This is a genomic window from Azospirillum sp. TSO35-2 (assembly GCF_003116095.1).
Lineage (GTDB): Bacteria > Pseudomonadota > Alphaproteobacteria > Azospirillales > Azospirillaceae > Azospirillum.
In genome coordinates this window covers 1199375-1223958 of the sequence record NZ_LGRA01000021.1, presented here as the reverse complement: position 1 = coordinate 1223958, position 24584 = coordinate 1199375, and the positions used below count along the sequence as shown (strand labels likewise).

Genomic DNA, 24584 nt, shown 5'->3' with positions numbered 1-24584 from the left:
CCTTATCGCGTTGGAGGGTCGGCCTTGGGGGTCGGCCTTACAGCGTGGGATAGATCGGGAACTGACGGCACAGGCCGCGCACGCGCTCCCGCATCGCCGCCTCGACCGCCGCGTTGTCGCCGGAGTTGCTGGCGGCCAGGCCGTCCAGCGTCTCGACGATCATCTCGCCGACCTGTTTGAACTCGGCGACGCCAAAGCCGCGGGTGGTCGCCGCCGGGCTGCCCAGACGGACGCCGGAGGTGATCATCGGCTTCTGCGGGTCGAACGGCACGCCGTTCTTGTTGCAGGTCATGCCGGCGTGCTCGAGGCTGGCTTCCGCCGCCTTGCCGGTCAGGTTCTTCGGCCGCAGGTCGACCAGCACGATGTGGCTGTCGGTGCCGCCCGAGACGATGTCCAGCCCGCCCTCGATCAGCGTCTTCGACAGCACGCGGGCGTTGTCCAGCACCGCCTGGGCGTAGGTCTTGAACTCCGGACGCAGCGCCTCGGCGAAGGCCACCGCCTTGGCGGCGATGACGTGCATCAGCGGGCCGCCCTGCAGGCCGGGGAACACGGCCGAGTTGATCTTCTTGGCGATGTCTTCCTTGTTGGTCAGCACCATGCCGCCGCGCGGCCCGCGCAGCGTCTTGTGGGTGGTGGTGGTGACCACGTCGGCGTAGGGGAACGGGTTCGGGTAGACGCCGCCGGCGATCAGCCCGGCGTAGTGGGCGATGTCGACCATGAAGAAGGCGCCGACCTCGTCCGCGATGGCGCGGAAGCGCGCGTAGTCCAGCACCCGCGGGTAGGCGGAGCCGCCGGCGATGATCAGCTTCGGCTTGTGCTCGCGCGCCAGCGCCTCGACCTGGTCGAAGTCGATCAGGTGGTCGTCCTTGCGCACGCCGTACTGCACGGCCTTGAACCACTTGCCCGACATGTTGGGGGCGGCGCCGTGGGTCAGGTGGCCGCCGGCGGCCAGCGACATGCCGAGCACGCAGTCGCCCGGCTGCAGCAGCGCCAGCATCACCGCCTGGTTGGCCTGGCTGCCGGAGTTCGGCTGCACGTTGGCGAAATCGCAGCCGAACAGCTTGCAGGCGCGCTCGATCGCCAGGTTCTCGGCGACGTCGACGAACTCGCAGCCGCCGTAGTAGCGCTTGCCCGGATAGCCCTCGGCGTACTTGTTGGTGAGGACCGAGCCCTGGGCCTCCAGCACCGCCTGGGAGACGATGTTCTCGGACGCGATCAGCTCGATCTGCTCCTGCTGGCGCACCAGCTCGTCGCGCACCGCGCGGGCCAGTTCGGGATCGGTCTCGGCGAGCGAGGCGGCGAAGAAGCGGCCGATCTCGGCGGTGTTGGTGGTGGTCATGGCGGGAGGTTCCTCATCGAAAGCGTGAAGCGGCCCAGCGGCGTCGGCGCTGGGGCTTCGGACGGGTCGGTCCGGGAGCTGTCGCGTCCCGGCTGCGGGCCTTCGCGGCCGAATGCGCAATGGAAACGGGTCTTGCGGCCCAGGCTGCCCGGTGCGACGGGCTCAGCCCATCTTGGCGATGCGGCGGCTGTGGCGCTCCCCACCTTCGAATTCAGCCTTCAGGAAGACGTCGACACAGTCCTTGGCGATCTCCGGCCCGATGACGCGGGCGCCCAGCGCGATCACGTTGGCGTCGTTGTGTTCGCGCGACAGGCGCGCGGTGGTGACGTCGTGGACCAGCGCGGCGCGGATGCCGGGATGGCGGTTGGCGGCGATGCTGATGCCGATGCCGCTGCCGCAGATCAGCACGCCGCGCTGCGCCCGGCCGTCGGTGACGGCGGCGGCCAGCGCCGCGGCGAAATCCGGATAGTCGACCGAGGCCGGCCCGTCGGTCCCGAGGTCGAGGACGGCGTAGCCCGCGCCCTCCAGTTGCCGGGCGATCTGAGCCTTCAACTCATACCCGGCATGGTCGGAGGCGAGCGCTACGGTGCGGACGGTCATGACGGCGGGAACTCCGGTGCGTGCGGTAACGGCTGGCGGCGAAAGACGCCGAAAGACGCCCGCACCCTACCAGATGTCGGTGCGAACCGCCACTGCCACACCATGACATGGATGCATGGCCGGATGTTGAGTCGCGGCAGGCTTGGCGCGCGCGCCGTGGCGGACCGTCCGGTGGCGGCCGCTGATGCCCGCGAACGTTTAGACTTGGATTTCACCTCTTCGTTGTCGAGCCAGCGAAACAAGGGAGATAGCCGATTCGTTATAGGTGGCTGCAAAGCACCAGTTGCCGCACCGGATTCTGCGGAAATTCCAAAGCCGGCGCTTACTAGACGATCCTTAAAGCGGCGACACAGCCACCACCGGGCGGCGATTTTCAGCGAAGGCTGATTTACGACCGTCACCTTTGTTCTGAAGCGCAAAAGCAACTAATTTGCCGCTTGCCGAATTTATATTGACACCCAAATCATGGTATGCAACTTGGTTGCTACGGACAAATGAAAGACCAGGACACAGTGCAATGAGCGACCAGCTTCGCGCCGATGTACCGGACAATGCGCTGCTGCGGATGACGGCCGACATCGTATCGGCGTATGTCAGCAAGAACGTGTTGCCTGCTCAGCAAATCCCCGACGTGATCAATACCGTCTATTCGTCGCTGACCGGACTGAACGGTCAGCCGCGAGAGGTCGCGGCGGAACCGCTGAAGCCTGCCGTTCCGATTCGCAAGTCGGTGACACCGGAATACATCGTCTGCCTGGAAGACGGGAAGAAGTTGAAGATGCTCAAGCGGCACCTTCGCTCGACCTACAACATGTCGCCCGACGAATATCGCTCGCGCTGGGGACTTCCGCCCGACTATCCGATGGTCGCGCCGAACTACGCCGCCCAGCGGTCGGAATTCGCCAAGCGCATCGGTTTGGGCCGCAGTTCCGGCCGCCAGACCCGCCGCAAGGCCGGTTGATACCAGTCTGACCGGTCGACTGGCCGGCAGTTCACCTTCGTCCGTATGCTGCGCGGGCCGGCCCTCCCGGGGACACGGCCCGTACGCGTGTCTGGACCGCCCCCTACCCGTCCGTTTGATTGAAGGCGCGAGCGATTTGCAGGCATCCCTGCCGCTCGCGGTGGGCGGTGACGCAACCAGGCCTCAGTTGCAGCCCTTGCGTCCGGACAGGCGGCAGTTGAAGCGCTCGACGTTGCCGCTCAACTCGCGCCCGGTCGCCACATTCTCGTCGTTCAGGCAGGTCAGGTAGGTCATCGACTTGTCGACATACTCCTTCACCTCGCCCTGGCAGGCCGACATCCGGTCGGCGCTGACGAAGGTGGAGGCATCGTCCATGCACATCGGCGCCCCCGGCTTGAGGCAGCCCGCCGCCGGGGTGGTCGGCTGCGGCGCGGTCGAGGCGGGCGGTGCCGCGCCGGGCGCGGTGCCGCCGGGCGCCACGCCGGGGCCGGGCTTCCCGCCGGCGCCGTGGGTCGACTGGCTGTGGGTGGACGTGGCGGCGGACGCCGTCCGGGACGCCGCCTGCGAAACCAGCAGGGTTGCCGTCAGGGTGGTTGCCGCCAGCGCCGCCGTCAGGACGGACGCGCGCAGGAAAGCCGTCACACGAACCATGGCCTCATTCCTCTGGGGTTTCGTTCCTCTGCACTGACGGAAACCGGCGAAGCGGGATCGAGTCGCGTCCGTCGAGCGCTTCGGTTATGCACCGTTCGTTCAGTGAAAGGCGGTTCTACAAGCGTTAAACCCCCTGCGCCAGTGCCAACGGGCAGGCATAGGTCTAGTGTCGGGGTCGAGCGGTTCGCTCTACGACCGGCGGTGCGGCATCACGCCGCGGCCATCGGCGGGGGCATGCCGGCGCTCACCATCAGCAAAAGCCAGACTTCGACACGCGCCGCCCGGTCCCGTCCGGCGGCGCGTTCTTTTTCGGGCGGGCACCGGCACGGCTCAGCGCCGGCCACCACCGGGCGCGTCCTTGCTCTGGACGAAGCGCAGCTTGTTGACCGCCGTGCGCTTCAGCAGCTCGGCGCTGCCGGTCGCCGGGCCCACCACGGACACCTCCACGCCGGTCTTGCCGTCGATGGCGACAATCTTCATGTAGGCCCCCACCCGGTGGAACTCGAACAGAACCTCGCCGTCCCCACCCGCTCCTGCCATCTGGCCCTCCGCCGTTTGGTTCGCCTTCCACTACCCGAAGGCCATTCCCTCGTCCGAGACCGCAACACCACGCGGCGGTCCCTGTTGTCCATGCTGCCGGACCGGTGCGCACCGGACCGAACCGTCACCAACGGCGTTCCCGGCCGCGCCGCCGCACCCGGAGCACCCGCTCCGCGACATCCACAGCGAGAAAGGAATTCGTCACCATGGCCGCCAAGACGATGCAGGATCTGCTGATCGAGGACCTTCGCGACATTTACCACGCCGAGAAGCAGATCGCGAAGGCCCTGCCCAAACTGGCGAAGGCCGCCCACTCCGACCAGCTCCGCCAGGCGTTCGAACACCATGTCGAACAGACCAACGGCCAGATCGAACGGCTGCAGCAGGTCTTCGACGAGTTGGACACCCGCGCCCGCGGCAAGCACTGCGACGCGATGGAAGGGCTGATCAGCGAAGCCCAGGAAATCCTTGAGATGGGCCTCGCGCCCGAAGTGCAGGACGCCGCCCTGATCGCCGCGGCGCAGAAGGTCGAGCATTACGAGATCGCCAGCTACGGCACGCTCCACGCCTACGCCACCGCCTGCGGCCTGACCAAGGTCGCCCAACTGCTGGAAGAGACGCTGACGGAGGAAAAGGACACCGACACGCTGCTGAACAAGCTGGCCATCGGCGACGTCAACAAGAAGGCGATCGCCGCCAGCGGACGCAAGGCGGCCTGATACAGGCAACCTGATGCGGGCGGCCTGAGCCGGCAGCCCGACACCGCGACACAACGCCGCGTGACCTTTGCGCCCAGGCCGCTCGCCGGTCCGGGTCGCTGTTGAAACCACCGCGACGGACCGGTAGACTTGAAGGTCTCCCGGTCCTTTGTGGTGTTTTGCCATGCGCGCCGTTCCGCTCGCCCTGATGCTCGCGCCGCTTCTGGCTCTCACCATCCTCTTCGGCGCCGTCACCGCGCCGGGTCCGGCCCTGGCGTCCGAAGGGGCGGCGGGCGGTCTGCCGCCGTCGGTCCGGATCAAGCCGCTGATGGTGCCGGTGGTCAACGCCGGCCGGGTCGAGAAATACACCCAGGTCGAAGTGAACCTGGAGGTCGGCGACGCCCTGCGGCTCGGCGAGGTGCAGCTCAGTATCCCCCGGCTGCACGACGCCATCCTGACCGCCATCTACAAGGGCATCGACGAGGGCTGGGTCGTCCGCGGCAACATCGCCAACGTCCCCGCCCTGCGCCGGCGGATCGACGACTCGGTGATCGCCATGTTCGGCAAGGACGTCATCACCCGCATCCTGATCACGCCGATCGCGCGCCAGTCGTCGCTGCAGTAACAGAGCCGCTCCAGTAAGGAGGAGAGATCCGATATGGCCGTCGTCTACGTCGCACGCAGCGCCGCCCTGACCAAATGGGCGTCCGACGTCGGGCAGGGCAAGCACATCTTCAAGCTGGGCGTCGCCGCGGACGAGGCGGCGGCCAAGGCCGCCATCGCCGCCGGCTGGGGTGGCGAGACCGACTGGAAGCTGGTCCACGCGGCGACCGTCGACGAGGTGGACGAGGACGACGCGCTGGCCCGGCTCGGCCGCCGCGAAAAGACGATCGACCCGACCTACTACCCCCGCCTGAAGGGGGCGACCGGGGTGTTCCGCATCACGCTGACCAACGTGCAGAACAGCCTGCTGGTCGCCAAGGCGATGACCGCCGACGAACCGCTGGTCGAGGTCAAGGTGAAGCCCAAGGACATCGCCGACTACATGATCCGCAACGCCATCGCCTGACGGACACACCGTCCGCCGGGGCGCCGGCCGGGCGATGTCCCGGAACAGCGGCGCACGGCCGCGTCCACCCTCGCCCTTCTGGGGACCCCCATGCCCGTTGCCTCGATCCGCCGCGCCCCCTTCGCCGCGCTGACCAGCCGCGAGCTGCACGACATGCTGCAACTGCGCAGCAGCGTGTTCGTGGTGGAACAGGCCTGCCCCTACCCCGACATCGACGGCCGCGACCCCGGCGCGCTGCATCTGATCGCCACCGACGACCGCGGGACCATCGTCGGCTGCGCCCGCTGCCTGGATCCCGAAATGGCTCCCGACGCCGCCGGGGAAGCCGCCGGCAGCGCATCGTTCGGCCGGCTGGCCGTGGCGCCGTCGCATCGCGGGACCGGGCTGGGCCGCGCGCTGGTTGCCGAGTCGTTGGCGGTGCTGGCGGAGCGCTGGCCCGACCACGACGTCGTCATCGGTGCGCAGCTGTATCTGGAGCGTTTCTACGGCAGCTTCGGCTTCGGGCGGATGTCCCCGGCTTATGACGATTTCGGCATTCCCCACATCGACATGCGCCTGATCCGCCGGGTCCATCGCGAATCCCCAGTCATGCCCAAGTAAGCTGGACCTCGGCAACGGGGTACATACTTCGGTATGGCAAGTCGCGCTTGGCTGCGTCACTGTCGTGACCATCAGCAGCCGTTAATGTTTTCTTCGGAGACAGGCCATACACAGGTCATAACGGCCGTTTGATTTCGGCATACGCCGGAATTCGGATGATCGAAATCGACTTCGTCATCGTATCTGCTGCGCCATCCGGATGGGCAGGACACGCACCCGTTCGGTCATCAGGCTCGAGGCGAAGCGGCTGTCCGCACAGAGACACGCCCATCCGGTCAGAAGAGGCCAAGAACATGTCCTGGTTTACCAACCTTCGCATCGGCGGAAAGCTGCTGGCGGCGTTCGCCGCGCTGGTCGTCATCATCGGCGGGATCAGTTTCGCCAATTACGCCACCCTGTCCTCGATCCAGTCGTCCATCGGCTGGACGCTCCACACCTACAAGGTGCTGCAGAGCGCCGAATCGGTGATGGCCGCCATGGTCGATCAGGAAACCGGGCTGCGCGGCTTTTTGGTCAGCGGCGATCCGGCCTTCCTGGATCCCTACCGCAAGGGCGAGCGGGCCTTCGACGCCGCCTTCGCCGAGGTCAAGACCCTGACCGCCGACAACCCGCAGCAGCAGCGCCGCCTGGACGATGTGCGCACGCACGCGATGGCGTGGCGCCAGACGGTGGCGGACAAGGAAATCGCCCTGATGTCCAAGGCCGAATCGCGCGAAGAGGCGCGCGCGATGGAAGCCAGGGCGCTGGGCAAGGCCTCGATGGACACCATCCGCGTCCTGATCGCGCAGATCGAGGATGCCGAACGGGCGCTGCTGACCGTCCGCAGCGACGAGCAGAAATCCGCCTTCTCCACCGGCTACACCACCGCCGTCGCCGGTGCGCTGGCGTCGGTTCTGGTCGCCGTCGGCGCCGGCCTGCTGCTCCGCCGCGCCATCGCCACGCCGATCATCGCCATGACCGCCGCGATGAGCACGCTGGCCCATGGGGACCGCGCGGTCGAGGTGCCCGGCGTCGGCCGCCGGGACGAGGTCGGCGCGATGGCCGAGGCGGTCGACGTCTTCAAGCGCAACGCCATCGAAGCGGAGCGGCTGGCCGTCGCCCAAGGCGCCGAGGAGGAGGCCAAGACCCGCCGCGCCACCCGGTTGGACGCGTTGATGCGCGCCTTCGAAGGCAACGTCACCGCGGTGGTGCAGACGCTATCGGGCGCCGCGACCCAGATGCAGCAGTCGGCCGGCGCCCTCACCAGCACGGCGGACGAAGCCAACCGGCAGAGCACGACCGTGGCGTCGGCGGCCGAACAGGCCTCCGCCAACGTGCAGACCGTCGCCGCCGCCGCGGAAGAGCTGTCGTCGTCCATCGCCGAGATCGGCCGGCAGGTCGCCCAGTCGACCCGCGTCGCCGAACGGGCGGTGTCCGGTGCCGGTCGCGCCAACAGCGTGGTGTCCGGGCTGGCCGATGGCGCGCAGAAGATCGGCGCCGTGGTCGAGCTGATCAACTCGATCGCCGGCCAGACCAACCTGCTGGCGCTGAACGCCACCATCGAGGCGGCGCGGGCGGGCGAAGCCGGCAAGGGCTTCGCCGTGGTGGCGAGCGAGGTCAAGAGCCTCGCCACCCAGACCGCCAAGGCGACCGAGGACATCCAGTCGCAGGTCAGCGCGATCCGGGCGGCCACCACCAACGCCATCGGCGCCATCGAAGGCATCGCCACCCTGATCACCAACCTGAGCGGGCTGAACGGCGAGGTCGCCTCCGCCGTGCAGCAGCAGGAGGCGGCGACCCACCAGATCTTCGCCAACGCCCGCACCGCCGCCGACAACTCCCGCCGCGTCACCAGCAGCGTCGGGTCGCTGTCGGCCACCATGACGACGACCAGCGAGCGGATGCGGCTGGTCTCCTCCAGCGTGGAGAACGTCTCCAACCAGTCCGAGCGCCTCAAGGACGAGGTGCGGCGCTTCGTGGCGGAGGTCAACGCCGCCTGATCCGGCGGGCGCCCCTCCCGGTCCGGTCGAGGTGTCGTCAGGCTCGCGCCGTCCCCGGCGCGAGCCTTACTTCTTTGCCAGGCTGTGCGGGCATCCCGCCGGCTGGTCCTTCTCACCGGCGTACCGGGTCAGCAGATGGGCGCCGGCCTTGCCGATGAAGGTGGCGGTGTAGACCAGCGGCTCCGTCTCGCTGCCGTTGTGCTGCTGGTGCAGGGTGTTCGGCGGCACCTCCACCACCACGCCGGGCTTCAGCTCGGCATCGGGCTTGCCGTCGATGGACAGATGCCCGCTGCCGCTCAGCACCTCGACCAGCTCGTCGATGTCGTGCTTGTGGCGGTGCGCGTCCGCGCCGGGCGGCACGGTCAGCTTTTCCACCATGCGCAAGGTCCCGGGCAAGCCGGCGACGGGGGCCGGGGGCAGCAGGACGGTGCAGCTCACCTCCATCGGCCGGGCGTCCGCCACAGCGGGCAGCAACGCGACGGCGGTCAGCAGGGTGATGCCGGCAAGGGGAAGCGGGCGAAAGGCCATGGATGGACGTCCTGTTCGGTTGGAGACAGCGCAAACACGGGAAGGTTCGGAATCGGTCGTCGAAACGCTCACGGACGCCCTGACCGCCGCTCCAGGTAGCCGGTCGCCAGTTCCACCAGCCGGTCGCGCCCGAAGCTGGGGTCGTGGCCGGCGTGGACGACGCTGACCGGCAGTTGGCGCAGCCGCTCCATGGTGCGGCAGTAATCGTCGATGTCGGCGCCGGGAATGTCGTCCAGCAGCGGGCCGTCATAGATCGCGTCGCCGGAGAACAGCGTGCCGGTCGACGGCTCCCACAGGCCGATGCCGCCCGGCGAGTGGCCGGGCAGATGCAGGATTTCGAACTGGCGGTCGCCGAGATCGACGATGTCGGCCTCGTCGACGATGATGGTCGCCCGGGCCGGCTTCACTTGGTAGCCGTCCAGCTCGTACCCCGCGTGAGGCAGGGCGGTGATCAGCTCCTCGCCCACCTCGTAGCCGGCGTCGCGGAGCTTCCGCAGCTCCTCGGCGCTGGAGTCGCGCGTGTGCAGGGCGCTGCGGCCGCGCGGCCGTTCCAGCCGATCCGCCTCCAGCCGGTGGACCAGGCAGGTGTCGAACTCGTGATGGCCGCCGACATGGTCGGTGTGGGTGTGGGTCGCCGCGGCGATGACCGGCTTGTCGAACAGGTCGCGGGCGGCGTCGCGCAGGCTGCAGATGCCCATGCCGGTGTCCACCAGCAGGTCGCGGTCCCGCCCGCGCACATGCCAGATGTTGCAGCGGAGCAGCGGCACCACATGCGGTTCCCACAGCACGGTGATGTCGTCATCGATCCGCCGGATCTCGAACCAGCGCTCGGCGATCTGGACGGGCATGATGGTCTCCTCGAGGGGGCGGGTGGCGGGAATCGGCTGGCGCCGCGGGCGGCCCGCGTCAGGATAGCGCCATGTTTTCCGCCCGACAAAGCGCCGTCAGTGGAACAGCCAGCCGAGCCTCTGCCCCAGGGCGGTCAGGCCGGAGGAGGCGGGGACGTCGGCCCCGGCGACCAGATCGACCCGCTGGCGGACGGCCCCGTCATACTCCACCCGAAGCTGGCCGATCACGTCGCCCCGACGGATCGGGGTCGGCAACGGCTCGGACAGGGTGGTGACGACCCGCAGGCTGCCGCGGTCCATCGGCGCCATCGTCACCGCGACGTCGCGGGCGACCGTCACCGGGACGCTGTCCTCCGCCCCCATCCACACCGGCGCCTGCCCGATCAGCTCGCCCTGGCGCAGCAGCGGGTAGAGCCGGAAGCTGTTCCACGCCCAGTCGAGCAGCCGGGCCGGCTCGTCGTTGCGCGCCTGCGCCGACGGCAGGCCGTTGACGACCAGCACGAGGCGGCGCCCCTGGCGCTCGCCCGAGGCGGTCAGGCCATAGCCGCCGATCTCGGTGTGGCCGGTCTTGATGCCGTCGACGCTGACCGGGTGGTAGAGCAGCGGGTTGCGGTTGCCCTGGCGGATGCCGTTCCAGGTGAAGGTCCGTTCCGACTCGTAATGGTAGAATTGCGGGAAGTCGCGGATCAGGTGGGTGGCCAGGATCGCCAGGTCATGGGCGGTCGTGTAGTGGTTGGGGTCGGGCCAGCCGCTGGCGTTCATGAAGTGGGTGTCGGCCATCCCCAGCTCACGCGCCTTGGCGTTCATCAGGGCGGCGAAGGCCGGCTCGCTGCCGGCCAGCCCCTCGGCCAGCGCCACCGCCGCGTCGTTGCCCGAATCGATCAGCAGCCCGCGCAGCAGATCCTCCACCCGCACCTGGCTGCCCAGCTTCACGAACATGCGCGACCCGCCCATCTTCCACGCCGTCTGGCTGATCGGAACGGTGGTGTCGAGCGTCGTGCGGCCCTGGACGGTCGCCTCGTAGGTGAGGTAGGCGGTCATCATCTTGGTCATCGACGACGGCGCCATGCGCGTCTCGCCGTTCTTGTCCATCAGCACGGCGCCGGTGGACAGATCGACCAGATACACCTGCCGCGCCGCCGTGTCCGGGGCACCGAGCGCCAGGGCGGCGGCCGGCGCCAGCAGGACGGCCAAGGCCCCGGCGAGAGTGGCGGCAAGCCGGCCGAACCGGCCTGCGGACCGGCCTTCCGAACGAGGCCGCGGATTGACGACGATCACCCTCTTGATCCCCTTGGCGAACGGTCTTGCCCTGCGGCCCACCATGGGCACGGGCGAACCGGCCGCCTGCATGGACCATCCCGCGCCCGCCCGCATCACTTTTTTTCGTGGGGGTTTGAGCGATGCCCCAGGCTTCAGGCCGGGTCGAGCAGCCGCGGACCGGCGCCGCCGTCGCCAAGCTCGTCCCAGGGGTTGCGCAGCGGGCAGTCGCGGATCGACAGGCAGCCGCAGCCGATGCAGCCGTCCAGGTTGTCGCGCAGCTTGGTCAGCTTGGTGATGCGGTCGTCCAGTTCGGCCCGCCAGCGTTCCGACATGCGCCGCCAGTCCGCCGTGGTCGGCGAGCGGTCCTGCGGCAGCGTTCCCAGCGCGTCGGCGATCGAGGCCAGCGAGATGCCCAGCCGCTGCGCCACCTTGATGACCGCGACACGGCGCAGCACGTCGCGGGAGAAGCGGCGCTGGTTGCCGGTGTTGCGCCAGCTGCGGATCAACCCCTGCGCCTCGTAGAAATGGATGGTGGACACGGCCACGCCGGCCCGGCGGGCCACCTCCCCCACCGTCAGGTCCTTGTCGTAATCCTCCGGCGACAGCATCGCGGTCCTCCCTCACGCAACCCTCGGTCCCACCAGTCTGGCGCCTTTTCCGCTTGACCTCAAGTTCTGTTGAGGTTTTAGCCTCCCCCGACTTCGCGGAAATTCCGGATGGCGAAACCACGTTGGGGGTATCACAAGGATGGTGAGGGGAATGTGTGCGGCCCTGCTCCGCAGGGTCGCAGAGTGGTTCGGCGCCGCGCCGGCCGGCCGGGGGGAAACGGCGGGACGAAGCGGCGGCATCTTTCGGCCCATCCTGCCGGGCGCCACGCTGCGGGACCGCATGATCGCCTGCTGCGGCGCCCTGCTGGGCATCGCGGCGACCGGTCTGCTGTGCCGCAACATGCTGGACTTCGTGAGCAGCGCCCCGGTGCTGGTGGCGCCGATGGGCGCGTCGGCGGTCCTGTTGTTCGCGGTGCCGGCCAGCCCGCTGGCCCAGCCCTGGTCGATCGTCGGCGGCAACACGCTGTCGGCGATCGTCGGCATCCTGGTCGCCAGCATCATACCCGACCCGATGCTGGCGGGGGCCGCCGCGGTGGCGCTGGCGATCGCCACCATGTCGCTGACGCGCTGCCTGCACCCGCCGGGTGGGGCCGCGGCGCTGACGGCGGTGCTGGGCGGGCCGGCGGTGGCCGATCTGGGGATCAAGTTCGCCTTTTTCCCGGTCGCCGTGAATTCGATCCTGCTGGTCACCGCCGGGCTGATGTTCCACCGGCTGTCGGGGCACTCCTACCCGCACAGGACCCGGCAGGTGGCGGCCAACACGCACCGCACGAGCGACCTGCCGCCCCAACTGCGGCCCGGCATCATCCAGGGCGACGTCGACGACGCGCTGCGCGAGCTGGCCGAGACGCTGGACGTCAACCGCGACGATCTCGGCGTGCTGCTGGTGAACGCCGAACTGCACGCGCTGGAGCGGCTGCACGCCGACATGACCTGCCGGGACGTCATGTCCCGCGACGTCATCTCGGTCACGCTGGACAGCCACCCGCAGGTCGCCCGGGCTAGGCTGATCGAGCATGGCTTCCGCACCCTGCCGGTGGTCGATGCGCAGAACGCGGTGGTCGGCATGATCGGGCACGAGCAGCTGTCGCACGGCGATCCGTTCCGCAACGGCGCCCGCGTCGCCTCGATCATGACCCCGGCGGTGACGGAACGGCCCGACACGCCGGTCTTCCGCCTGCTCGGCCGGCTGTCCGACGGCAAGACGCACGACGTGGTGATCGTCGACCAGAACCGGCGGCTGCTGGGGCTGGTCACGCAAACCGACCTGCTGGTCGTGCTGGCGCGCGCCGCCCTGTCCCGTGCGGTGCAGGACAGCGGCCAGGGCCAGAACGGCCAGCCGCCCCGCGCCTATCTGCGCGATGTCTCGGCCGGACGGCGGTAGAGCGGCGGGAGTCTTGAACTTTGGTGACGCCCCACGCTTGCACCCTTCAGGCTTGCAAGCGTGGGGCGGTTCTCAACACGTCACCGGACAACGCGTCACCAAAGTTCAAGGGGGCTCAGGCGGTTGCCGCCGGAGCCCCCGTCACCAAAGTTCAGGGTCACCAAAGTTCAGGCGATGACGCTCAGGCGATCCGGGCCATCGCGCGTTCGGTGATCGGCGGCCGCGACGGGTGCAGGATCAGCCCGTCGCTCGCCTCCTCCACCCGCGCGTCGGGGTAGGCGGCCAGCGCGTATTTCAGGTTGGGGATGAACTTGGTTTTGAACTGGCGCACCAGGGCGTAGCCGGCGCCGAACTGGCCGTGCAGCGCGGTCCAGGTGATCGGCGTCGGCCGGTCGAGCGAATGCAGCCGGTAGGCGAGCCAGATGTAGACGTCCAGCGCCATCGACTTGCCGCTGATCGCCTTCAGCGCCTCTTCGGCGACGGGCACCGGGTGTTCGCGCAACGCCTTGAAAAAGCTGTCGCTGAGCCGCACCGTGTCGGTGAACAGCGTGCCCTGGCGGTCGTCGGGGCGGCGGAGCTGGATGGCGTCGGCGACGATCGACTCCTTGCTCTGCCGGCGCCCGCCGTCGGCGTCGGTGAAGAAGGTCAGGTGGCAGGCCGACAGCCGGGCGGCCTGATCCTCGACGTCGCGGTAGGCCTTGCCGCAGATCGGGATGTCCATCCGCTTCAGCCAGTCATGCATCGACCCGCCCAGCTCGACCTCCGGATTGCCGGTCTGGATGGCGCGGGTCTGCAGGTAGAGCAGGATCATCCGCGCCCGGCTGCCGTAGGGCACGCCGATGCGCCGGGTGACGCCGTGCCGGTCCTCGATCACGCCGGGCTGGATCACCAGCTTGACCTTGTGGCCCGGGCGTTCCCAATGTTGATCGTCGGGAAGCTGGCGGTGGGGCAGCGCCGTCTGGCAGAATCCGGCGTAGGTGATGCCGAGCTTGCTGTTTTCCGCTGCCTGGACCGCGGCGGCGATGTCGATCAACGGGCGCTCCTCGTCGGAAACCAGGGCTAGGGCGCCATCGCGCCCATGGGTCTCGATCAAACGATGAATGCTTCCCATGACGATCTCCTCACCACGACCGGTTCGCCGATCCTGTCGGATACAACACCCCGGCCGCGGCCGATGGCAATTTGAACCTTGGTGACGCGGTCTAATTGGAAGCTATTAGGGTCTAACTATTAGATTCGTCACCAAAGTTCAGGGGATAAACCGAGTCGCGTCACCACAGTTCAAGCCGGGCGTCACCAGAGTTCATGGGGATAAACCGGCCGCCTGTGGGCGACTCGCCGCCGCAATTTGAACCTTGGTGACGCTCTGTCCGCGGCGATTCGGGGTCCAGGCCGGTCCGAAGCGTCACCAAAGTTCAGGTTTTTGCCGGTCGTTTCGCTGGCCGTTTCGCGGGTTGACCGGCCGAGACGGTGGCCGCGGCACCGAAAACCGCGGGCGTCACCAGAGTTCAAGCCCGACTCGGCGTTGCGAGCGTCACCAAAGTTCAAGGATTCCCGGGGGATTCCCGGGGGCTGCCGGGCCGGGGCGTCACCAAAGTTCAAGAGTCCCACCGAGTCGCTCCATCGGCAGGCGTCACCAAAGTTCAAGGCGGTCGGTCGCCGGGGGCGCGGTCAGGGAACCGCCGGTGCCGCGGCGCAGTTGTCCCGGCACGGGAACGCCCGCTTGGGAACGCCACGCCGGACCGCCGGCAAAAGGAAGGCATGCCGCAGGACATCACAGCGACGGAGCGGTCGGAGGGCGCGAACCGGGTGGTCTACGCCGCCATCGCCGCCAACCTTGCCATCACCGTCACCAAGTTCGTCGCCGCCGTCATCACCGGCAGCTCGTCGATGCTGAGCGAGGCGGTCCATTCCCTGGTGGACACCGGCAACGAGGCGCTGATGCTGGTCGGCCTTGCGAGGTCGAAGAGGCCGCCGGACGACCGGCACCCCTTCGGCTATGCGCGCGAGCTGTATTTCTGGCCCTTCGTGGTGGCGCTGGTCATCTTTGCCGGCGGCGCCGTGGTGTCGGTGTATGAGGGGGTGGAGAAGATCCTGCACCCGCAGCCGATCGAGTCGCCGTGGATCAACTTCGTCGTCCTCGCTGTCGCGCTGGTGATGGAGGCGGTCAGCTGGGTGATCGCACTGCGGGAGTTCAACGCGCACCGCGGGCCGGGCGGGGTGATCGCCTCGGTCCGGGCCAGCAAGGACCCCACCGTCTTCATCGTCCTGTTCGAGGACAGCGCGGCGCTGGTCGGGCTGCTCATTGCCGCCGCCGCGCTGTCGGCCGACCTGCTGCTGGACCAGCCGCGGTTCGACGGCGTCGGGTCGGTGCTGATCGGCGCGGTGCTGGCGATCACCGCCGCCTTCCTCGCCTATGAGACCAAGAGCCTGCTGATCGGCGAGGCGGCTCGCCCCGATCTGGTGAACGGCGTGCGCGCCATGCTGGAGGACGAGGCCGCCATCGACCGGGTCAACGAGGTGCTGACCATCCATCTGGGGCCCGATTCGGTGATCGTGAACCTCAGCCTGGACGTGCACGACGACATCACCGCCGGCCATGTCGAGACGATGCTGGCGCGGATCGAGCGCCGGGTGAGGGAGCGCTATCCGGAAATCCGGCGCGTCTTCACCGAGTTGCGGTCGGCCGACGGCCGGGTCTGAGCCATGCCGGCGGATGCGGCCGTGACGACGCCCTCCACCGCGGCAGCCGGCCCACACCGGTGGAATTGTTGCGGCAACTCCGCTTGGGCTTCCTTGACAAAGTTCCGGCAACTTGCTCAGAGTTCGGGACACCGAACCGGAGGGGGTTGCCGATGCTGTCGATCGGGGGCGACGACATGCGCCAGATGCGGGAGCGCCGCGGCGAGAACCAGACCCAGTTCGCCGACTGGCTGAACGGGCAGCTCGGCCGCAGCTACACCAAGGCGAAGATCAGCCGCTGGGAAAGCGGGGCGGAGCGCATCCCGCAGCAGCTGCTCGACTTTCTCGTCGGCCAGTCGACCGCGGAGCGGCCGCGGTCGGCGACCTTCCTGGCCATCGCCAACCAGAAGGGCGGCGTCGGCAAGACCGCGACCGCGGTGAACCTCGCCTACGCCCTGACCGAGGGCGGCGCCCGGGTGCTGCTGATCGACTGCGATTCGCAGAGCAACGCCACCGTCCATGTCGGCGTCGGCAACGCCGCCATCGTCGCGCTGGAGCAGCAGCGCAAGACCCTCTACTACGTCCTGCGCTCCGAAGAGCCGCTGACCTCGGTCATCATGCCGACGGGGGAACACGGCCTCGACCTCGTCCCCGCCGGCCTGTCGCTGGCCGATGCCGACGTCGAGCTGGCGGCGGATTCGACCGGCGGCCTCATCCTGCGCGAGAAGCTGGAGGATTTGCGCCACGTCTATGACTTCGTGGTGATGGACTGCGCGCCGAACCTCGGGCTGGTGACCGCCAACGCGCTGTCGGCGGCCGAGCTGGTGATCGTGCCGGTGCAGACGGAGGCGCTGGCCCTGCTGGGGGTCAAGCGGCTGGTCGACACCATCACCCGCATCCGCCGCCGGGTGAACCCCGGCCTGCGGATCGCCGGCATCATCCCCACCATGTACAACGACCGCCTGACCCAGGACCGCGCGACCCTGCAGGAGCTGCGCGAATCCTACGCCGACCAGGTGCCGGTCTTCGCGCCGATCCCACGAGCCACCGTCTACGGCAAGGCGGCGGCGGCCGGGATGATCACGCTGGCCGGCGACCCCAAGGCGCCGGGTGCGGAGACCTTCCATGAGGTGGCGCGCCAGATCCGCGCCTACGCCCAGCGTCGGGAGGCGAGCCATGTCGCGTAAGTTCGAGCGCAAGACCAAGGAACTGCTGGGCAACGCCCCCACCCCGGCGACCGGCGCGCTGGCCGGCGGGTTGACCATCGGCACCGACCGGCTGTTCGGCACCTCGGCCGGCTTCCCGCACGTCGTGGAACTCGACCTCGGTCAGGTCCACCGCAACCCCGACCAGCCGCGCCGGCATTTCGACGAGGCGGAGCTGCGCAGCCTCGCCGCCTCGATCGACCGGCACGGCCTGCAGAACCCGATCCTGGTGCGTCCGCTGCCCCAGGGCGAGTATCTGCTGATCGGTGGCGAACGCCGGGTCCGCGCGCACGAGATGCTGGGCCGCAAGACCGTCTTCGCCATCCTGACCTCCGGCGACCCGGACGAGATCGGGCTGATCGACAACGTCCAGCGCGTCGACCTGAACGCGGTGGAGTACGCCACCGCGCTCGGCCGGCTGGTCGAGAAGCACGGCTACACCCACGACGAGCTGGCGGCGGTGGTCGGCCGCGACCGCACCGACGTCACCAAGCTGCTGGCGATCCTGACCCTGCCGGCCGACATGCTGGAGGAGTACGCCGCCGAGTTTGCCCACATCTCGCGCTCGGTGATGATCGAGATCGCCGCCGCCTCGGCGGAGCTGCGACCGGCGCTGTGGGCGCAGGCGAAGGAGGGGGCCAGCGTCAAGGCGGTGCGCCAAGCCAAGCGGGACCACGCCCAGGGCGTGGCGCCGAACGGCACCGCACGGGAGATCGGCCCGCACGAGGCGGCGCGGACGCTGCAGGCGAGCGTCAAGCGGATCATGCGCGACGTCGCCGTGGTGCGGGAGCAGAGCCGCTACCTCGACACCGACAACCGCGAACGGCTGCTGCGCCTGCGGGCGGAAATCGACGCCATTCTTGACGGGGCGGAGGACGCCTGACCGCAAGGGTGTGGGACGTCCCACAACGGCGGCGGGCGTCCCACCCTTCAGGCGACGTCGAGGCGGGAGGCGCGCAGCAGCGCCATGAAGTCGGTGAAGGTGTCGCCCTGGATGGCGATGTGCTGCTTGGTGAGCGTGCGCGCCCGGTCGGGGTCGCCCTGCAGGATGGCCTGGACGATGAGGTCATGCTCCTGCCAGGACCGGCGCGGCCGGCCGGGATGCTTCAACTGGATGCGCCGGTAGGAGGAGACGCGGTTGCGCAGCGCCCGCGTCATCTCTTCCAGATGGCGGTTGTGGCTGCCGGCGTAGATCGCCTCGTGGAAGCGCCGGTTGGCGTCGTAATAGGCGTCGATGTCGCCGTTGGTGATCACCTCCTCGCAGCGCCGGTGCAGCGCCAGCAGGGCGGCATGGCCCTCGGCGGTCATGCGCCGGGCGCAAAGTTCGGCGCAGAGGGACTCCAGGTTCGCCATCACCTCGAACATCTCGAGGATGGTGTCGATGCTGAGCGTCGCGACCACCGCGCCCTGCCGTGGCCGCATCTCGACGAAGCCGGCCGAGGCCAGTTGGGCCAGCGCCTCCCGCACCGGGGTGCGCGAGACGTTGAAGCGTTCGGCCAGCGCGCTTTCCTCCAACCGGGAGCCGGGCGGCAGACGGCCCGACGCGATGTCCTCCTCGATCGCCACGCGCAGCCGGTCGGCCCGGTTCAGCTTGGCCTCTTCGAACGGGGGGGCGGGCTGATCGGTGTTCTGTTCGCTCATGCTGGCTCCTGCGGCGGTGTGGTCGCCCGACGTCTGCAGTCCAGGGCGGTGTTCCAGGGCGGCATTCGACGTCGGCATTCTAACCGGTTCCGCCCCTTCCGCATACAATAGTGACAAAACAATTGCCCATACGGACCATTTCATGTATGCACTAAGATGCCGATCGCATGCAAGAAGACGAATGGGTGATACAGCCCGCCGCAGCGACGTCGGCCAAGACAGCGATACAGGAGGACACGATGACGCGCTGGCTTCCCCTCGACCCGCACACCTGACCGTCAGGCCGCAGGCGTCTCCGCATCACCGCTGAAGACAGGTCCCGCACCGGCTGTCCGGCCGCGCCATCCCCGCCCCTTGGCGCCGGGGCGCGGCATGGGCAAGGCCGTGCCCAACGGAAGGGGTCCACCCATCATGATCGTTTCGCGTCGCGCCGTGGTCGGCGCCGCCCTGGCCGTCCCTCTGGCCGCCCCGGCCATCGTCGCCGCGTCCCGCCTGGGCTGGGCGGCCGAGGCCCGCACCCTGAAAATCTCCCACCAGTTCCCGGGTGGCACCCTGGAGGAGGGTGATTTCCGCGACCGCATCACCCGCCGCTTCGCCGCCGAGGTGGAAAAGCGGACCGGCGGGGCGCTGAAGTTCGAGATCTACCCCAGCTCGTCGCTGATGAAGACGCTGGCGCAGTTCAGCGCGCTGCGGAAGGGCGCGCTCGATCTCAGCCTCTACCCCCTGCCCTACGCCGGCGGCGAGGTGCCGGAGGCCAATCTCGGGCTGATGCCCTGCCTGGTCACCAGCTACGAGCAGGGCCGCAAGTGGCGCAACGCCGAGATCGGCCAGGAACTGGCGCGCATCCTCGACGGCAAGGGCGTCAAGCTGCTGACCTGGATCTGGCAGGCCGGCGGCACCGCGTCGCGGTCCGGCGCGGTGATGACCCCCGACGACGTCAAGGGCATGAAGATCCGCGGCGGCAGCCGCGAGATGGACATGATGCTGAAGGCCGCCGGCGCGGCGGTCAGCACCATCCCGTCCAACGAGCTGTACGCCGGCATGCAGACCGGCGCGGTCGACGCCGCCATCACCTCCTCGACCAGCCTGATCTCGTTCAAGCTGGAGGAACTGGCCAAGCACCTGACCGTGCCGCGCCAGCACAGCTATTGGTTCATGATGGAACCGCTGATGATGTCGAAGAGCGTCTTCGACGCCCTGACACCCGACCAGCAGAAGGTGGTCGAGCAGGTCGGGCTGGAGATGGAGGATTTCGGCTACAAGGCGGCGCAAGAGGACGATGCGCGGGTCGCCGAGATCTACGGCAAGGCCGGCGTCGCCACCGCCGACATGACCGCCGACGCGGTGAAGCGCTGGACCGAGATCGCCCGGGAAACCGCCTGGAAGGACTTCGCCGACCGGGTCAAGGACGGCGCCCGCCTGCTGAAGCTGGCGGAGCAGGTCTGATGTCGGCCGCGGAACGCAACCTGGTGCTGGGGAGCGCCGGTGAGCCGGTGTTGCGTTCCCCGGCGTTGCGCACGGTCGGGGCGGCGCTGGCGCTGGTCAACCGCGTCGTCGTCGTGCTGGCGGCCATCGCCCTGGTGGCGGCGGGCGTCGTGCTGACGCACGAGGCCGTCGTCCGCTACGCCTTCCATCACCCGGCCGACTGGCAGGACGAGATGGCGGTGTTCCTGCTGGTCGGCGCCACCTTCATGTCGGCGGCCTGGGTGCAGGCGCGGCGCGGCCATGTCGCCATCGACGCGGTGGCGGAGCTGCTGCCGCCGGCGGTGGAGCGCTGGCGCCGCTTCGTCGCCGACCTCGCCTCCTTCGGCTTCTGCGCCTTCTTTTCCTGGAAATCCTGGACGCTGTGGCACGAGGCCTGGGTCGACGGCATGGTGACCCAGTCCTCCTGGGCGCCGCCGCTGTGGATTCCCTATTCCTTCATGGCGTTCGGCATGAGCCTGCTGTCGGTGCAGATCCTGCTGCAACTGCTGGACTTCCTGCTGCGCGATGGGGAGCTGGGCTGATGGGCGCCCTCGAACTCGGGCTGATGTACGGGGCGGCGACCTTCGGCATGCTGTTCGCCGGCATCCCGATCGCCTTCGCGCTGGGGCTGGTGGCGACGCTGTTCATGGTCGTCTTCATGCCGGCGGCGGCGCTGGATACCGTGGCGCAGAACGTCTACGAGGAAATGGCCAGCATAACCCTGCTGACCATCCCGCTGTTCATCCTGAAGGGGGCGGCGATCGGCAAGTCGCGGGCCGGCGCCGACCTCTATTCGGCGCTGCACGCCTGGCTGCACCGGGTGCCGGGCGGCCTCGGCGTCGCCAACGTCTTCGCTTGCGGCCTGTTCGCGGCGATGGCCGGATCCAGCCCGGCGACCTGTTCGGCGATCGGCAGCGCCGGCATCCCGGAGATGCGGCGGCGTGGCTATTCCGGCGGGTTCGCCGCCGGCATCATCGCCGCCGGCGGCACGCTGGGCATCCTGCTGCCGCCGTCGATCACCATGATCCTCTACGCCGTTGCCGCCGAACAGTCGCTGGGCCGGCTGTTCCTGGCCGGCATCGGCCCCGGCATCCTGATGGTGGTGCTGTTCGCGACCTACGCCGTGCTGCGCTTCCGCAAGGAAAAGCGGCTGGCGCTGGAGCAGGGCCGGCTCGACTCGCCCCTGCTGTCGGAGGAGCGCTTCACCACCCGGGAGAAGCTGTCGTCGCTGCCGCGCGTCCTGCCCTTCGTCATCCTGCTGACCGGCGTCATGGTGGCGCTCTATGGCGGCTTCGCCACCCCGTCGGAGACCGCCGGGCTGGGCGGCGTGCTGGCGCTGGCGCTGGTGGCGCTGGTCTATGGCGCCCACCGGCTGGACCAGTTCGGCCCGATGCTGACGGCGACGCTGCGGGAATCGACGATGCTGATGATGATCATCGGCATGTCGCTGCTCTATTCCTACGTGATGAGCTACCTGCACATCAGCCAGAGCGCGGCGGAGGCCATCGTGGCGCTGAAGCTGTCGCGCTGGGTGCTGCTGGCGGCGATCCTGCTGATGGTGGTGGTGCTGGGCTTCTTCCTGCCGCCGGTGTCGATCATCCTGATGACGGCGCCGATCATCCTGCCGCCGCTGCGCGCCGCCGGTTTCGACCTGATCTGGTTCGGCGTGGTCATGATGGTGGTGATGGAGATGGGGCTGATCCATCCCCCGGTCGGGCTGAACATCTTCGTCATCAAGAACATCGCGCCGGACATCCCGCTGAAGGACGTCATCTGGGGCGTCATGCCCTTCGTCGGCCTGATCATGCTGTGCGTCCTGCTGCTCTGCCTGGCCCCCGGCATCGCCACCGCCCTTCCCGGCTGGGTGTACGGCGGCTGAGCCGCGCCGCCGTCGAGAAAACTTGAGTCGCCCGCGCCCTGCGTCTGGGCCATACAGTCGTGCATTCGCCAGCGAGGGATGCCATCGATCATGACCGGTAATGTCTTCGACATCGTCGCCAGCCGCTTTCCCGCCAACGCCGACGCTCCCTTCATCGAGCTGGAGTCCGGCCGCCGCTACAGCTACCGCGACCTGCGGGACATCAGCGGCCGCTACGCCCGGCTGCTGGCCGACCTCGGCGTCGTCAAGGGCGACCGGGTCGCCGTGCAGGTGGAGAAGTCGGCGGAGGCGGTGTTCCTCTACCTCGCCTGCCTGCGCGCCGGTGCGGCCTATCTGCCGCTGAACACCGCCTACACCCGGGCGGAGGTCGGCTATTTCCTGACCGATGCGGCGCCGCGGGTGTTCGTCTGCACCCCGTCCTCCGCCGGAACGCTGGCCGACACCGCGGCCGACGCCGGGGTGGGGACGCTGCTGACGCTGGACAGCCATGGCGAGGGCACCCTGCCGGACCGCGCCGCCGGGCTGGACCCGGCCTTCGACACCGTCGCCTGCGGGCCGGACGATCTGGCGGCGATCCTCTACACCTCCGGCACCACCGGGCGGTCGAAGGGGGCGATGATGTCGCACCGCAACCTGTCCTCCAACGCGGCGACGCTGCACCGGCTGTGGGGCTTCCGGCCCGACGACGTGCTGCTGCACGTCCTGCCGATCTTCCACACGCACGGGCTGTTCGTCGCCACCAACTGCGTGCTGATGAACGGCGGCTCCATGCTGTTCCTTCCGAAGTTCGATCCCGACGCCGTGTTCCGCCTGCTGCCGCGGGCGACCGTGATGATGGGGGTGCCGACCTTCTACACGCGCCTGCTGAGCGACCAGCGGCTGACGCGCGCGGTCACCGCCCACATGCGGCTGTTCATCTCGGGCTCCGCCCCGCTGCTGGCCGACACCCACCGGGAGTTCCAGGCCCGCACCGGCCAGGCGATCCTGGAGCGCTACGGCATGACCGAAACCGGGATGCTGACCTCCAACCCGCTGGAGGGCGACCGCATCCCCGGCACCGTCGGTTTCCCGCTGCCCGACGTGTCGGTGCGGGTGGCCGACGAGAAGACCGGCCGGCCGGTCGCCGACGGCGAGGTCGGCGTCCTGGAGGTGAAGGGGCCGAACGTGTTCTCCGGCTACTGGCGCATGGCGGAGAAGACCGCGCAGGAGTTCCGCGCCGACGGCTTCTTCATCACCGGCGACATCGGCCGGATCGACGCGCGCGGCTATGTCCACATCATCGGCCGGGCCAAGGATCTGGTGATCTCCGGCGGCTTCAACGTCTACCCCAAGGAGGTCGAGACGGTGATCGACGCCATCGACGGGGTGGTCGAATCGGCGGTGATCGGCGTGCCGCACCGCGACTTCGGCGAGGCGGTGGTGGCGGTGGTGCTGCGCCGGCCGGACGCCGACGGCGTCGACGAGGCGGCGGTGATCCGCGCCTGCAAGGAGCAACTCGCCAACTTCAAGGTGCCGAAGGCGGTCGTCTTCGCCGACGAGCTGCCGCGCAACGCCATGGGCAAGGTGCAGAAGAACCTGCTGCGCGACGCCAACAAGGACCTGTTCGACAAGCGCGCGGCCTGACGCCTGGGGGGCGGCGGGACGGCCCAAAGAAAGCCCTTGTGCGGGGACGGTGGCCCCGCCATAGCTCGTGGCGGTTCGCCGTTCTTCCGGATGACGAACGGCTGACCACCCGCCGGCCCGGTGCGGGTTGACCTTCCCCAGCGTGCCGCATTCCGATGATCGACGTCGTCCGCCGTGCCGTCCTGCCCGTGGTCCGTTCCGCGGTTGCCGCCGCCCTGATCCTGTCGCCGCTCGCCGCCGCGGCCCAGCCGCGCAGCTACGCCGCCACCCACGGCGCGGCGCCCTTCGTGACCGAGCATCTGCTCCCCGGTTCGCCGCTGAACCTGGGGCAGGTCGACCGCAAGGCGCCGGCGGCGCAGGTGGTGGCGCTGACCATCGACGATGGTCCCGACGCCAACGACCGCCGCATCCTCGACGTGCTGCGGGAGCACGGGGCGAAGGCGACCTTCTTCTTCATCGGCAGCAAGGTCGAGGAGCACAAGGACATCGCCGCGCTGGTGGCGGCCTCCGGCAACGAGGTCGGCAGCCACACCCAGACCCACCCGATGATGACCGACCTGTCCCTTCCGCAGCAGGAATGGAACCTGGCCAAGGCGGACGTCGCGCTGGCCGCCGCCGGCGTCCATCCGGCCTGGTTCCGGCCGCCCTATGGCGACGTCAACGACGGGCTCGCGGCGCTGGCGCGCGTCCATGGCATGCAGACGGTGCTGTGGACCATCGACACCCAGGACTGGAAGGACATCGACGACAAGGCGATCTTCGGCCGGGTCGCGCCGCGGCTGGCCCCCGGCGCCGTCATCCTGATGCACAGCACCAAGGCGGCCTCGCTGAAGGCGTTGCCGGCGCTGCTGGACGAGGGCCGGCGCCGCGGCTACCGCTTCGTGACGATGACCGAGTGGGAGGCGGCGATGCGGCAGGCGGAGGCCCCGCCGCCGGTGGCGTTGCTGCACCCGGCGCCGCGGAAGTGACCGGCATGCCTCACGGCGGGTGAGAGCGGCAATGCAAGGATGTCCCATCGACGGAAC

25 protein-coding genes are annotated in these 24584 nt (G+C 69.0%); 15 read left to right on the top strand and 10 right to left on the bottom strand.

All coding sequences use genetic code 11. From position 1 onward, the window contains the following. Positions 1–37 precede the first annotated feature (37 nt). Positions 38–1339, bottom strand: a complete 1302-nt coding sequence (gene glyA / locus TSO352_RS21635; protein ID WP_109109287.1) for a serine hydroxymethyltransferase — start codon at positions 1337–1339, stop codon at positions 38–40. A gap of 162 nt (positions 1340–1501) precedes the next feature. Continuing rightward, the gene (rpiB, locus tag TSO352_RS21630; RefSeq protein ID WP_109109286.1) at positions 1502–1939 is read right to left on the bottom strand and encodes a ribose 5-phosphate isomerase B; all 438 of its coding nucleotides are present in this window, start codon (positions 1937–1939) and stop codon (positions 1502–1504) included. A gap of 517 nt (positions 1940–2456) precedes the next feature. Here rpiB and TSO352_RS21625 point away from each other — a divergent pair. After that, positions 2457–2900, top strand: a complete 444-nt coding sequence (locus tag TSO352_RS21625) for a MucR family transcriptional regulator (RefSeq protein WP_042701716.1) — start codon at positions 2457–2459, stop codon at positions 2898–2900. A gap of 183 nt (positions 2901–3083) precedes the next feature. Here the strand turns inward: TSO352_RS21625 and TSO352_RS21620 are convergent, their stop codons facing one another. Both TSO352_RS21620 and TSO352_RS21615 read right to left on the bottom strand, forming a co-directional pair. After that, positions 3084–3551, bottom strand: a complete 468-nt coding sequence (locus TSO352_RS21620; RefSeq protein WP_109109285.1) for a hypothetical protein — start codon at positions 3549–3551, stop codon at positions 3084–3086. Positions 3552–3881: 330 nt separating this feature from the next. After that, positions 3882–4091, bottom strand: a complete 210-nt coding sequence (locus TSO352_RS21615; protein WP_109109284.1) for a hypothetical protein — start codon at positions 4089–4091, stop codon at positions 3882–3884. Between the two features lie 206 nt (positions 4092–4297). Between TSO352_RS21615 and TSO352_RS21610 the strand changes: the two genes are divergently transcribed. The 5 genes from TSO352_RS21610 to TSO352_RS21590 all read left to right on the top strand — a co-directional run bounded on the left by TSO352_RS21610 (position 4298) and on the right by TSO352_RS21590 (position 8437). Further along, complete coding sequence (locus TSO352_RS21610) at positions 4298–4810, top strand: ferritin-like domain-containing protein (protein ID WP_109109283.1); 513 nt, start codon at positions 4298–4300, stop codon at positions 4808–4810. Positions 4811–4973: 163 nt separating this feature from the next. Beyond that, the gene (locus TSO352_RS21605) at positions 4974–5414 is read left to right on the top strand and encodes a hypothetical protein (RefSeq protein WP_109109282.1); all 441 of its coding nucleotides are present in this window, start codon (positions 4974–4976) and stop codon (positions 5412–5414) included. A 33-nt stretch (positions 5415–5447) separates the two neighbouring features. After that, positions 5448–5858, top strand: coding sequence for a hypothetical protein (locus TSO352_RS21600; protein WP_109109281.1), 411 nt, complete (start codon positions 5448–5450; stop codon positions 5856–5858). A gap of 90 nt (positions 5859–5948) precedes the next feature. Further along, the gene (locus tag TSO352_RS21595) at positions 5949–6458 is read left to right on the top strand and encodes a GNAT family N-acetyltransferase (RefSeq protein ID WP_109109280.1); all 510 of its coding nucleotides are present in this window, start codon (positions 5949–5951) and stop codon (positions 6456–6458) included. 293 nt (positions 6459–6751) lie between these two features. After that, a complete protein-coding gene (locus TSO352_RS21590; protein WP_109109279.1) occupies positions 6752–8437 on the top strand; it encodes a CHASE3 domain-containing protein in 1686 nt (561 codons plus the stop codon). A 66-nt stretch (positions 8438–8503) separates the two neighbouring features. Here TSO352_RS21590 and TSO352_RS21585 read toward each other — a convergent pair whose 3' ends face one another. The 4 genes from TSO352_RS21585 to soxR form a co-directional block, all read right to left on the bottom strand. Then, complete coding sequence (locus TSO352_RS21585; protein ID WP_109109278.1) at positions 8504–8965, bottom strand: cupin domain-containing protein; 462 nt, start codon at positions 8963–8965, stop codon at positions 8504–8506. 68 nt (positions 8966–9033) lie between these two features. Beyond that, positions 9034–9813: an MBL fold metallo-hydrolase gene (locus tag TSO352_RS21580; RefSeq protein WP_109109277.1), complete on the bottom strand. Its 780-nt coding sequence runs from the start codon at positions 9811–9813 to the stop codon at positions 9034–9036. A gap of 96 nt (positions 9814–9909) precedes the next feature. Further along, entirely contained in the window at positions 9910–11091 is a 1182-nt protein-coding gene (locus TSO352_RS21575) for a D-alanyl-D-alanine carboxypeptidase family protein (RefSeq protein ID WP_247872298.1), read from the bottom strand. A 134-nt stretch (positions 11092–11225) separates the two neighbouring features. Further along, positions 11226–11681, bottom strand: a complete 456-nt coding sequence (gene soxR, locus TSO352_RS21570; RefSeq protein WP_109109276.1) for a redox-sensitive transcriptional activator SoxR — start codon at positions 11679–11681, stop codon at positions 11226–11228. A 151-nt stretch (positions 11682–11832) separates the two neighbouring features. On the opposite strand from soxR, the gene TSO352_RS21565 reads away from it, so the two are divergent. Next, on the top strand, positions 11833–13065 hold the full coding sequence (locus TSO352_RS21565; protein ID WP_247872297.1) for an HPP family protein: 1233 nt from the start codon (positions 11833–11835) through the stop codon (positions 13063–13065). 181 nt (positions 13066–13246) lie between these two features. Here TSO352_RS21565 and TSO352_RS21560 read toward each other — a convergent pair whose 3' ends face one another. Continuing rightward, positions 13247–14176: a replication protein RepA gene (locus TSO352_RS21560; RefSeq protein WP_109109274.1), complete on the bottom strand. Its 930-nt coding sequence runs from the start codon at positions 14174–14176 to the stop codon at positions 13247–13249. Between the two features lie 650 nt (positions 14177–14826). Here TSO352_RS21560 and TSO352_RS21555 point away from each other — a divergent pair. The 3 genes from TSO352_RS21555 to TSO352_RS21545 all read left to right on the top strand — a co-directional run bounded on the left by TSO352_RS21555 (position 14827) and on the right by TSO352_RS21545 (position 17835). Further along, positions 14827–15768 carry a cation diffusion facilitator family transporter gene (locus TSO352_RS21555; RefSeq protein ID WP_109109273.1) on the top strand — a complete coding sequence of 314 codons (942 nt, stop codon included), beginning with the start codon at positions 14827–14829 and terminating at the stop codon, positions 15766–15768. A 152-nt stretch (positions 15769–15920) separates the two neighbouring features. After that, on the top strand, positions 15921–16934 hold the full coding sequence (locus TSO352_RS21550) for an AAA family ATPase (protein WP_109109272.1): 1014 nt from the start codon (positions 15921–15923) through the stop codon (positions 16932–16934). Beyond that, positions 16924–17835 (top strand): ParB/RepB/Spo0J family partition protein, encoded by a 912-nt coding sequence (locus tag TSO352_RS21545; RefSeq protein ID WP_109109271.1) that lies wholly within the window; start codon positions 16924–16926, stop codon positions 17833–17835. The genes TSO352_RS21550 and TSO352_RS21545 overlap by 11 nt, the downstream gene beginning before the upstream one ends. Positions 17836–17882: 47 nt before the next feature. Here TSO352_RS21545 and TSO352_RS21540 read toward each other — a convergent pair whose 3' ends face one another. Beyond that, positions 17883–18593 (bottom strand): GntR family transcriptional regulator, encoded by a 711-nt coding sequence (locus TSO352_RS21540; protein WP_109109270.1) that lies wholly within the window; start codon positions 18591–18593, stop codon positions 17883–17885. 411 nt (positions 18594–19004) lie between these two features. Here TSO352_RS21540 and dctP point away from each other — a divergent pair, with 411 nt between their 5' ends. The 5 genes from dctP (at position 19005) to TSO352_RS21515 (ending at position 24527) form a co-directional block, all read left to right on the top strand. Continuing rightward, positions 19005–20039: a TRAP transporter substrate-binding protein DctP gene (gene dctP, locus TSO352_RS21535; protein ID WP_199231688.1), complete on the top strand. Its 1035-nt coding sequence runs from the start codon at positions 19005–19007 to the stop codon at positions 20037–20039. Further along, a complete protein-coding gene (locus TSO352_RS21530) occupies positions 20039–20599 on the top strand; it encodes a TRAP transporter small permease (RefSeq protein ID WP_109109269.1) in 561 nt (186 codons plus the stop codon). The genes dctP and TSO352_RS21530 overlap by 1 nt, the downstream gene beginning before the upstream one ends. Next, positions 20599–21936 carry a TRAP transporter large permease gene (locus TSO352_RS21525; RefSeq protein ID WP_109109268.1) on the top strand — a complete coding sequence of 446 codons (1338 nt, stop codon included), beginning with the start codon at positions 20599–20601 and terminating at the stop codon, positions 21934–21936. The genes TSO352_RS21530 and TSO352_RS21525 overlap by 1 nt, the downstream gene beginning before the upstream one ends. A gap of 90 nt (positions 21937–22026) precedes the next feature. Continuing rightward, entirely contained in the window at positions 22027–23559 is a 1533-nt protein-coding gene (locus tag TSO352_RS21520) for a malonyl-CoA synthase (protein WP_109109267.1), read from the top strand. Between the two features lie 155 nt (positions 23560–23714). After that, positions 23715–24527: a polysaccharide deacetylase family protein gene (locus TSO352_RS21515; RefSeq protein WP_109109266.1), complete on the top strand. Its 813-nt coding sequence runs from the start codon at positions 23715–23717 to the stop codon at positions 24525–24527. Positions 24528–24584 lie beyond the last annotated feature (57 nt).

Excerpts from the sequence above, each read along its gene's own strand:
- glyA (WP_109109287.1), bottom strand. The coding sequence starts at position 1,339 with ATGACCACCACCAACACCGCCGAGATCGGCCGCTTCTTCGCCGCCTCG.
- rpiB (WP_109109286.1), bottom strand. The coding sequence starts at position 1,939 with ATGACCGTCCGCACCGTAGCGCTCGCCTCCGACCATGCCGGGTATGAG.
- TSO352_RS21625 (WP_042701716.1), top strand. The coding sequence starts at position 2,457 with ATGAGCGACCAGCTTCGCGCCGATGTACCGGACAATGCGCTGCTGCGG.
- TSO352_RS21620 (WP_109109285.1), bottom strand. The coding sequence starts at position 3,551 with ATGGTTCGTGTGACGGCTTTCCTGCGCGCGTCCGTCCTGACGGCGGCG.
- TSO352_RS21615 (WP_109109284.1), bottom strand. The coding sequence starts at position 4,091 with ATGGCAGGAGCGGGTGGGGACGGCGAGGTTCTGTTCGAGTTCCACCGG.
- TSO352_RS21610 (WP_109109283.1), top strand. The coding sequence starts at position 4,298 with ATGGCCGCCAAGACGATGCAGGATCTGCTGATCGAGGACCTTCGCGAC.
- TSO352_RS21605 (WP_109109282.1), top strand. The coding sequence starts at position 4,974 with ATGCGCGCCGTTCCGCTCGCCCTGATGCTCGCGCCGCTTCTGGCTCTC.
- TSO352_RS21600 (WP_109109281.1), top strand. The coding sequence starts at position 5,448 with ATGGCCGTCGTCTACGTCGCACGCAGCGCCGCCCTGACCAAATGGGCG.
- TSO352_RS21595 (WP_109109280.1), top strand. The coding sequence starts at position 5,949 with ATGCCCGTTGCCTCGATCCGCCGCGCCCCCTTCGCCGCGCTGACCAGC.
- TSO352_RS21590 (WP_109109279.1), top strand. The coding sequence starts at position 6,752 with ATGTCCTGGTTTACCAACCTTCGCATCGGCGGAAAGCTGCTGGCGGCG.
- TSO352_RS21585 (WP_109109278.1), bottom strand. The coding sequence starts at position 8,965 with ATGGCCTTTCGCCCGCTTCCCCTTGCCGGCATCACCCTGCTGACCGCC.
- TSO352_RS21580 (WP_109109277.1), bottom strand. The coding sequence starts at position 9,813 with ATGCCCGTCCAGATCGCCGAGCGCTGGTTCGAGATCCGGCGGATCGAT.
- soxR (WP_109109276.1), bottom strand. The coding sequence starts at position 11,681 with ATGCTGTCGCCGGAGGATTACGACAAGGACCTGACGGTGGGGGAGGTG.
- TSO352_RS21565 (WP_247872297.1), top strand. The coding sequence starts at position 11,833 with ATGTGTGCGGCCCTGCTCCGCAGGGTCGCAGAGTGGTTCGGCGCCGCG.
- TSO352_RS21560 (WP_109109274.1), bottom strand. The coding sequence starts at position 14,176 with ATGGGAAGCATTCATCGTTTGATCGAGACCCATGGGCGCGATGGCGCC.
- TSO352_RS21555 (WP_109109273.1), top strand. The coding sequence starts at position 14,827 with ATGCCGCAGGACATCACAGCGACGGAGCGGTCGGAGGGCGCGAACCGG.
- TSO352_RS21550 (WP_109109272.1), top strand. The coding sequence starts at position 15,921 with ATGCTGTCGATCGGGGGCGACGACATGCGCCAGATGCGGGAGCGCCGC.
- TSO352_RS21545 (WP_109109271.1), top strand. The coding sequence starts at position 16,924 with ATGTCGCGTAAGTTCGAGCGCAAGACCAAGGAACTGCTGGGCAACGCC.
- TSO352_RS21540 (WP_109109270.1), bottom strand. The coding sequence starts at position 18,593 with ATGAGCGAACAGAACACCGATCAGCCCGCCCCCCCGTTCGAAGAGGCC.
- dctP (WP_199231688.1), top strand. The coding sequence starts at position 19,005 with ATGATCGTTTCGCGTCGCGCCGTGGTCGGCGCCGCCCTGGCCGTCCCT.
- TSO352_RS21530 (WP_109109269.1), top strand. The coding sequence starts at position 20,039 with ATGTCGGCCGCGGAACGCAACCTGGTGCTGGGGAGCGCCGGTGAGCCG.
- TSO352_RS21525 (WP_109109268.1), top strand. The coding sequence starts at position 20,599 with ATGGGCGCCCTCGAACTCGGGCTGATGTACGGGGCGGCGACCTTCGGC.
- TSO352_RS21520 (WP_109109267.1), top strand. The coding sequence starts at position 22,027 with ATGACCGGTAATGTCTTCGACATCGTCGCCAGCCGCTTTCCCGCCAAC.
- TSO352_RS21515 (WP_109109266.1), top strand. The coding sequence starts at position 23,715 with ATGATCGACGTCGTCCGCCGTGCCGTCCTGCCCGTGGTCCGTTCCGCG.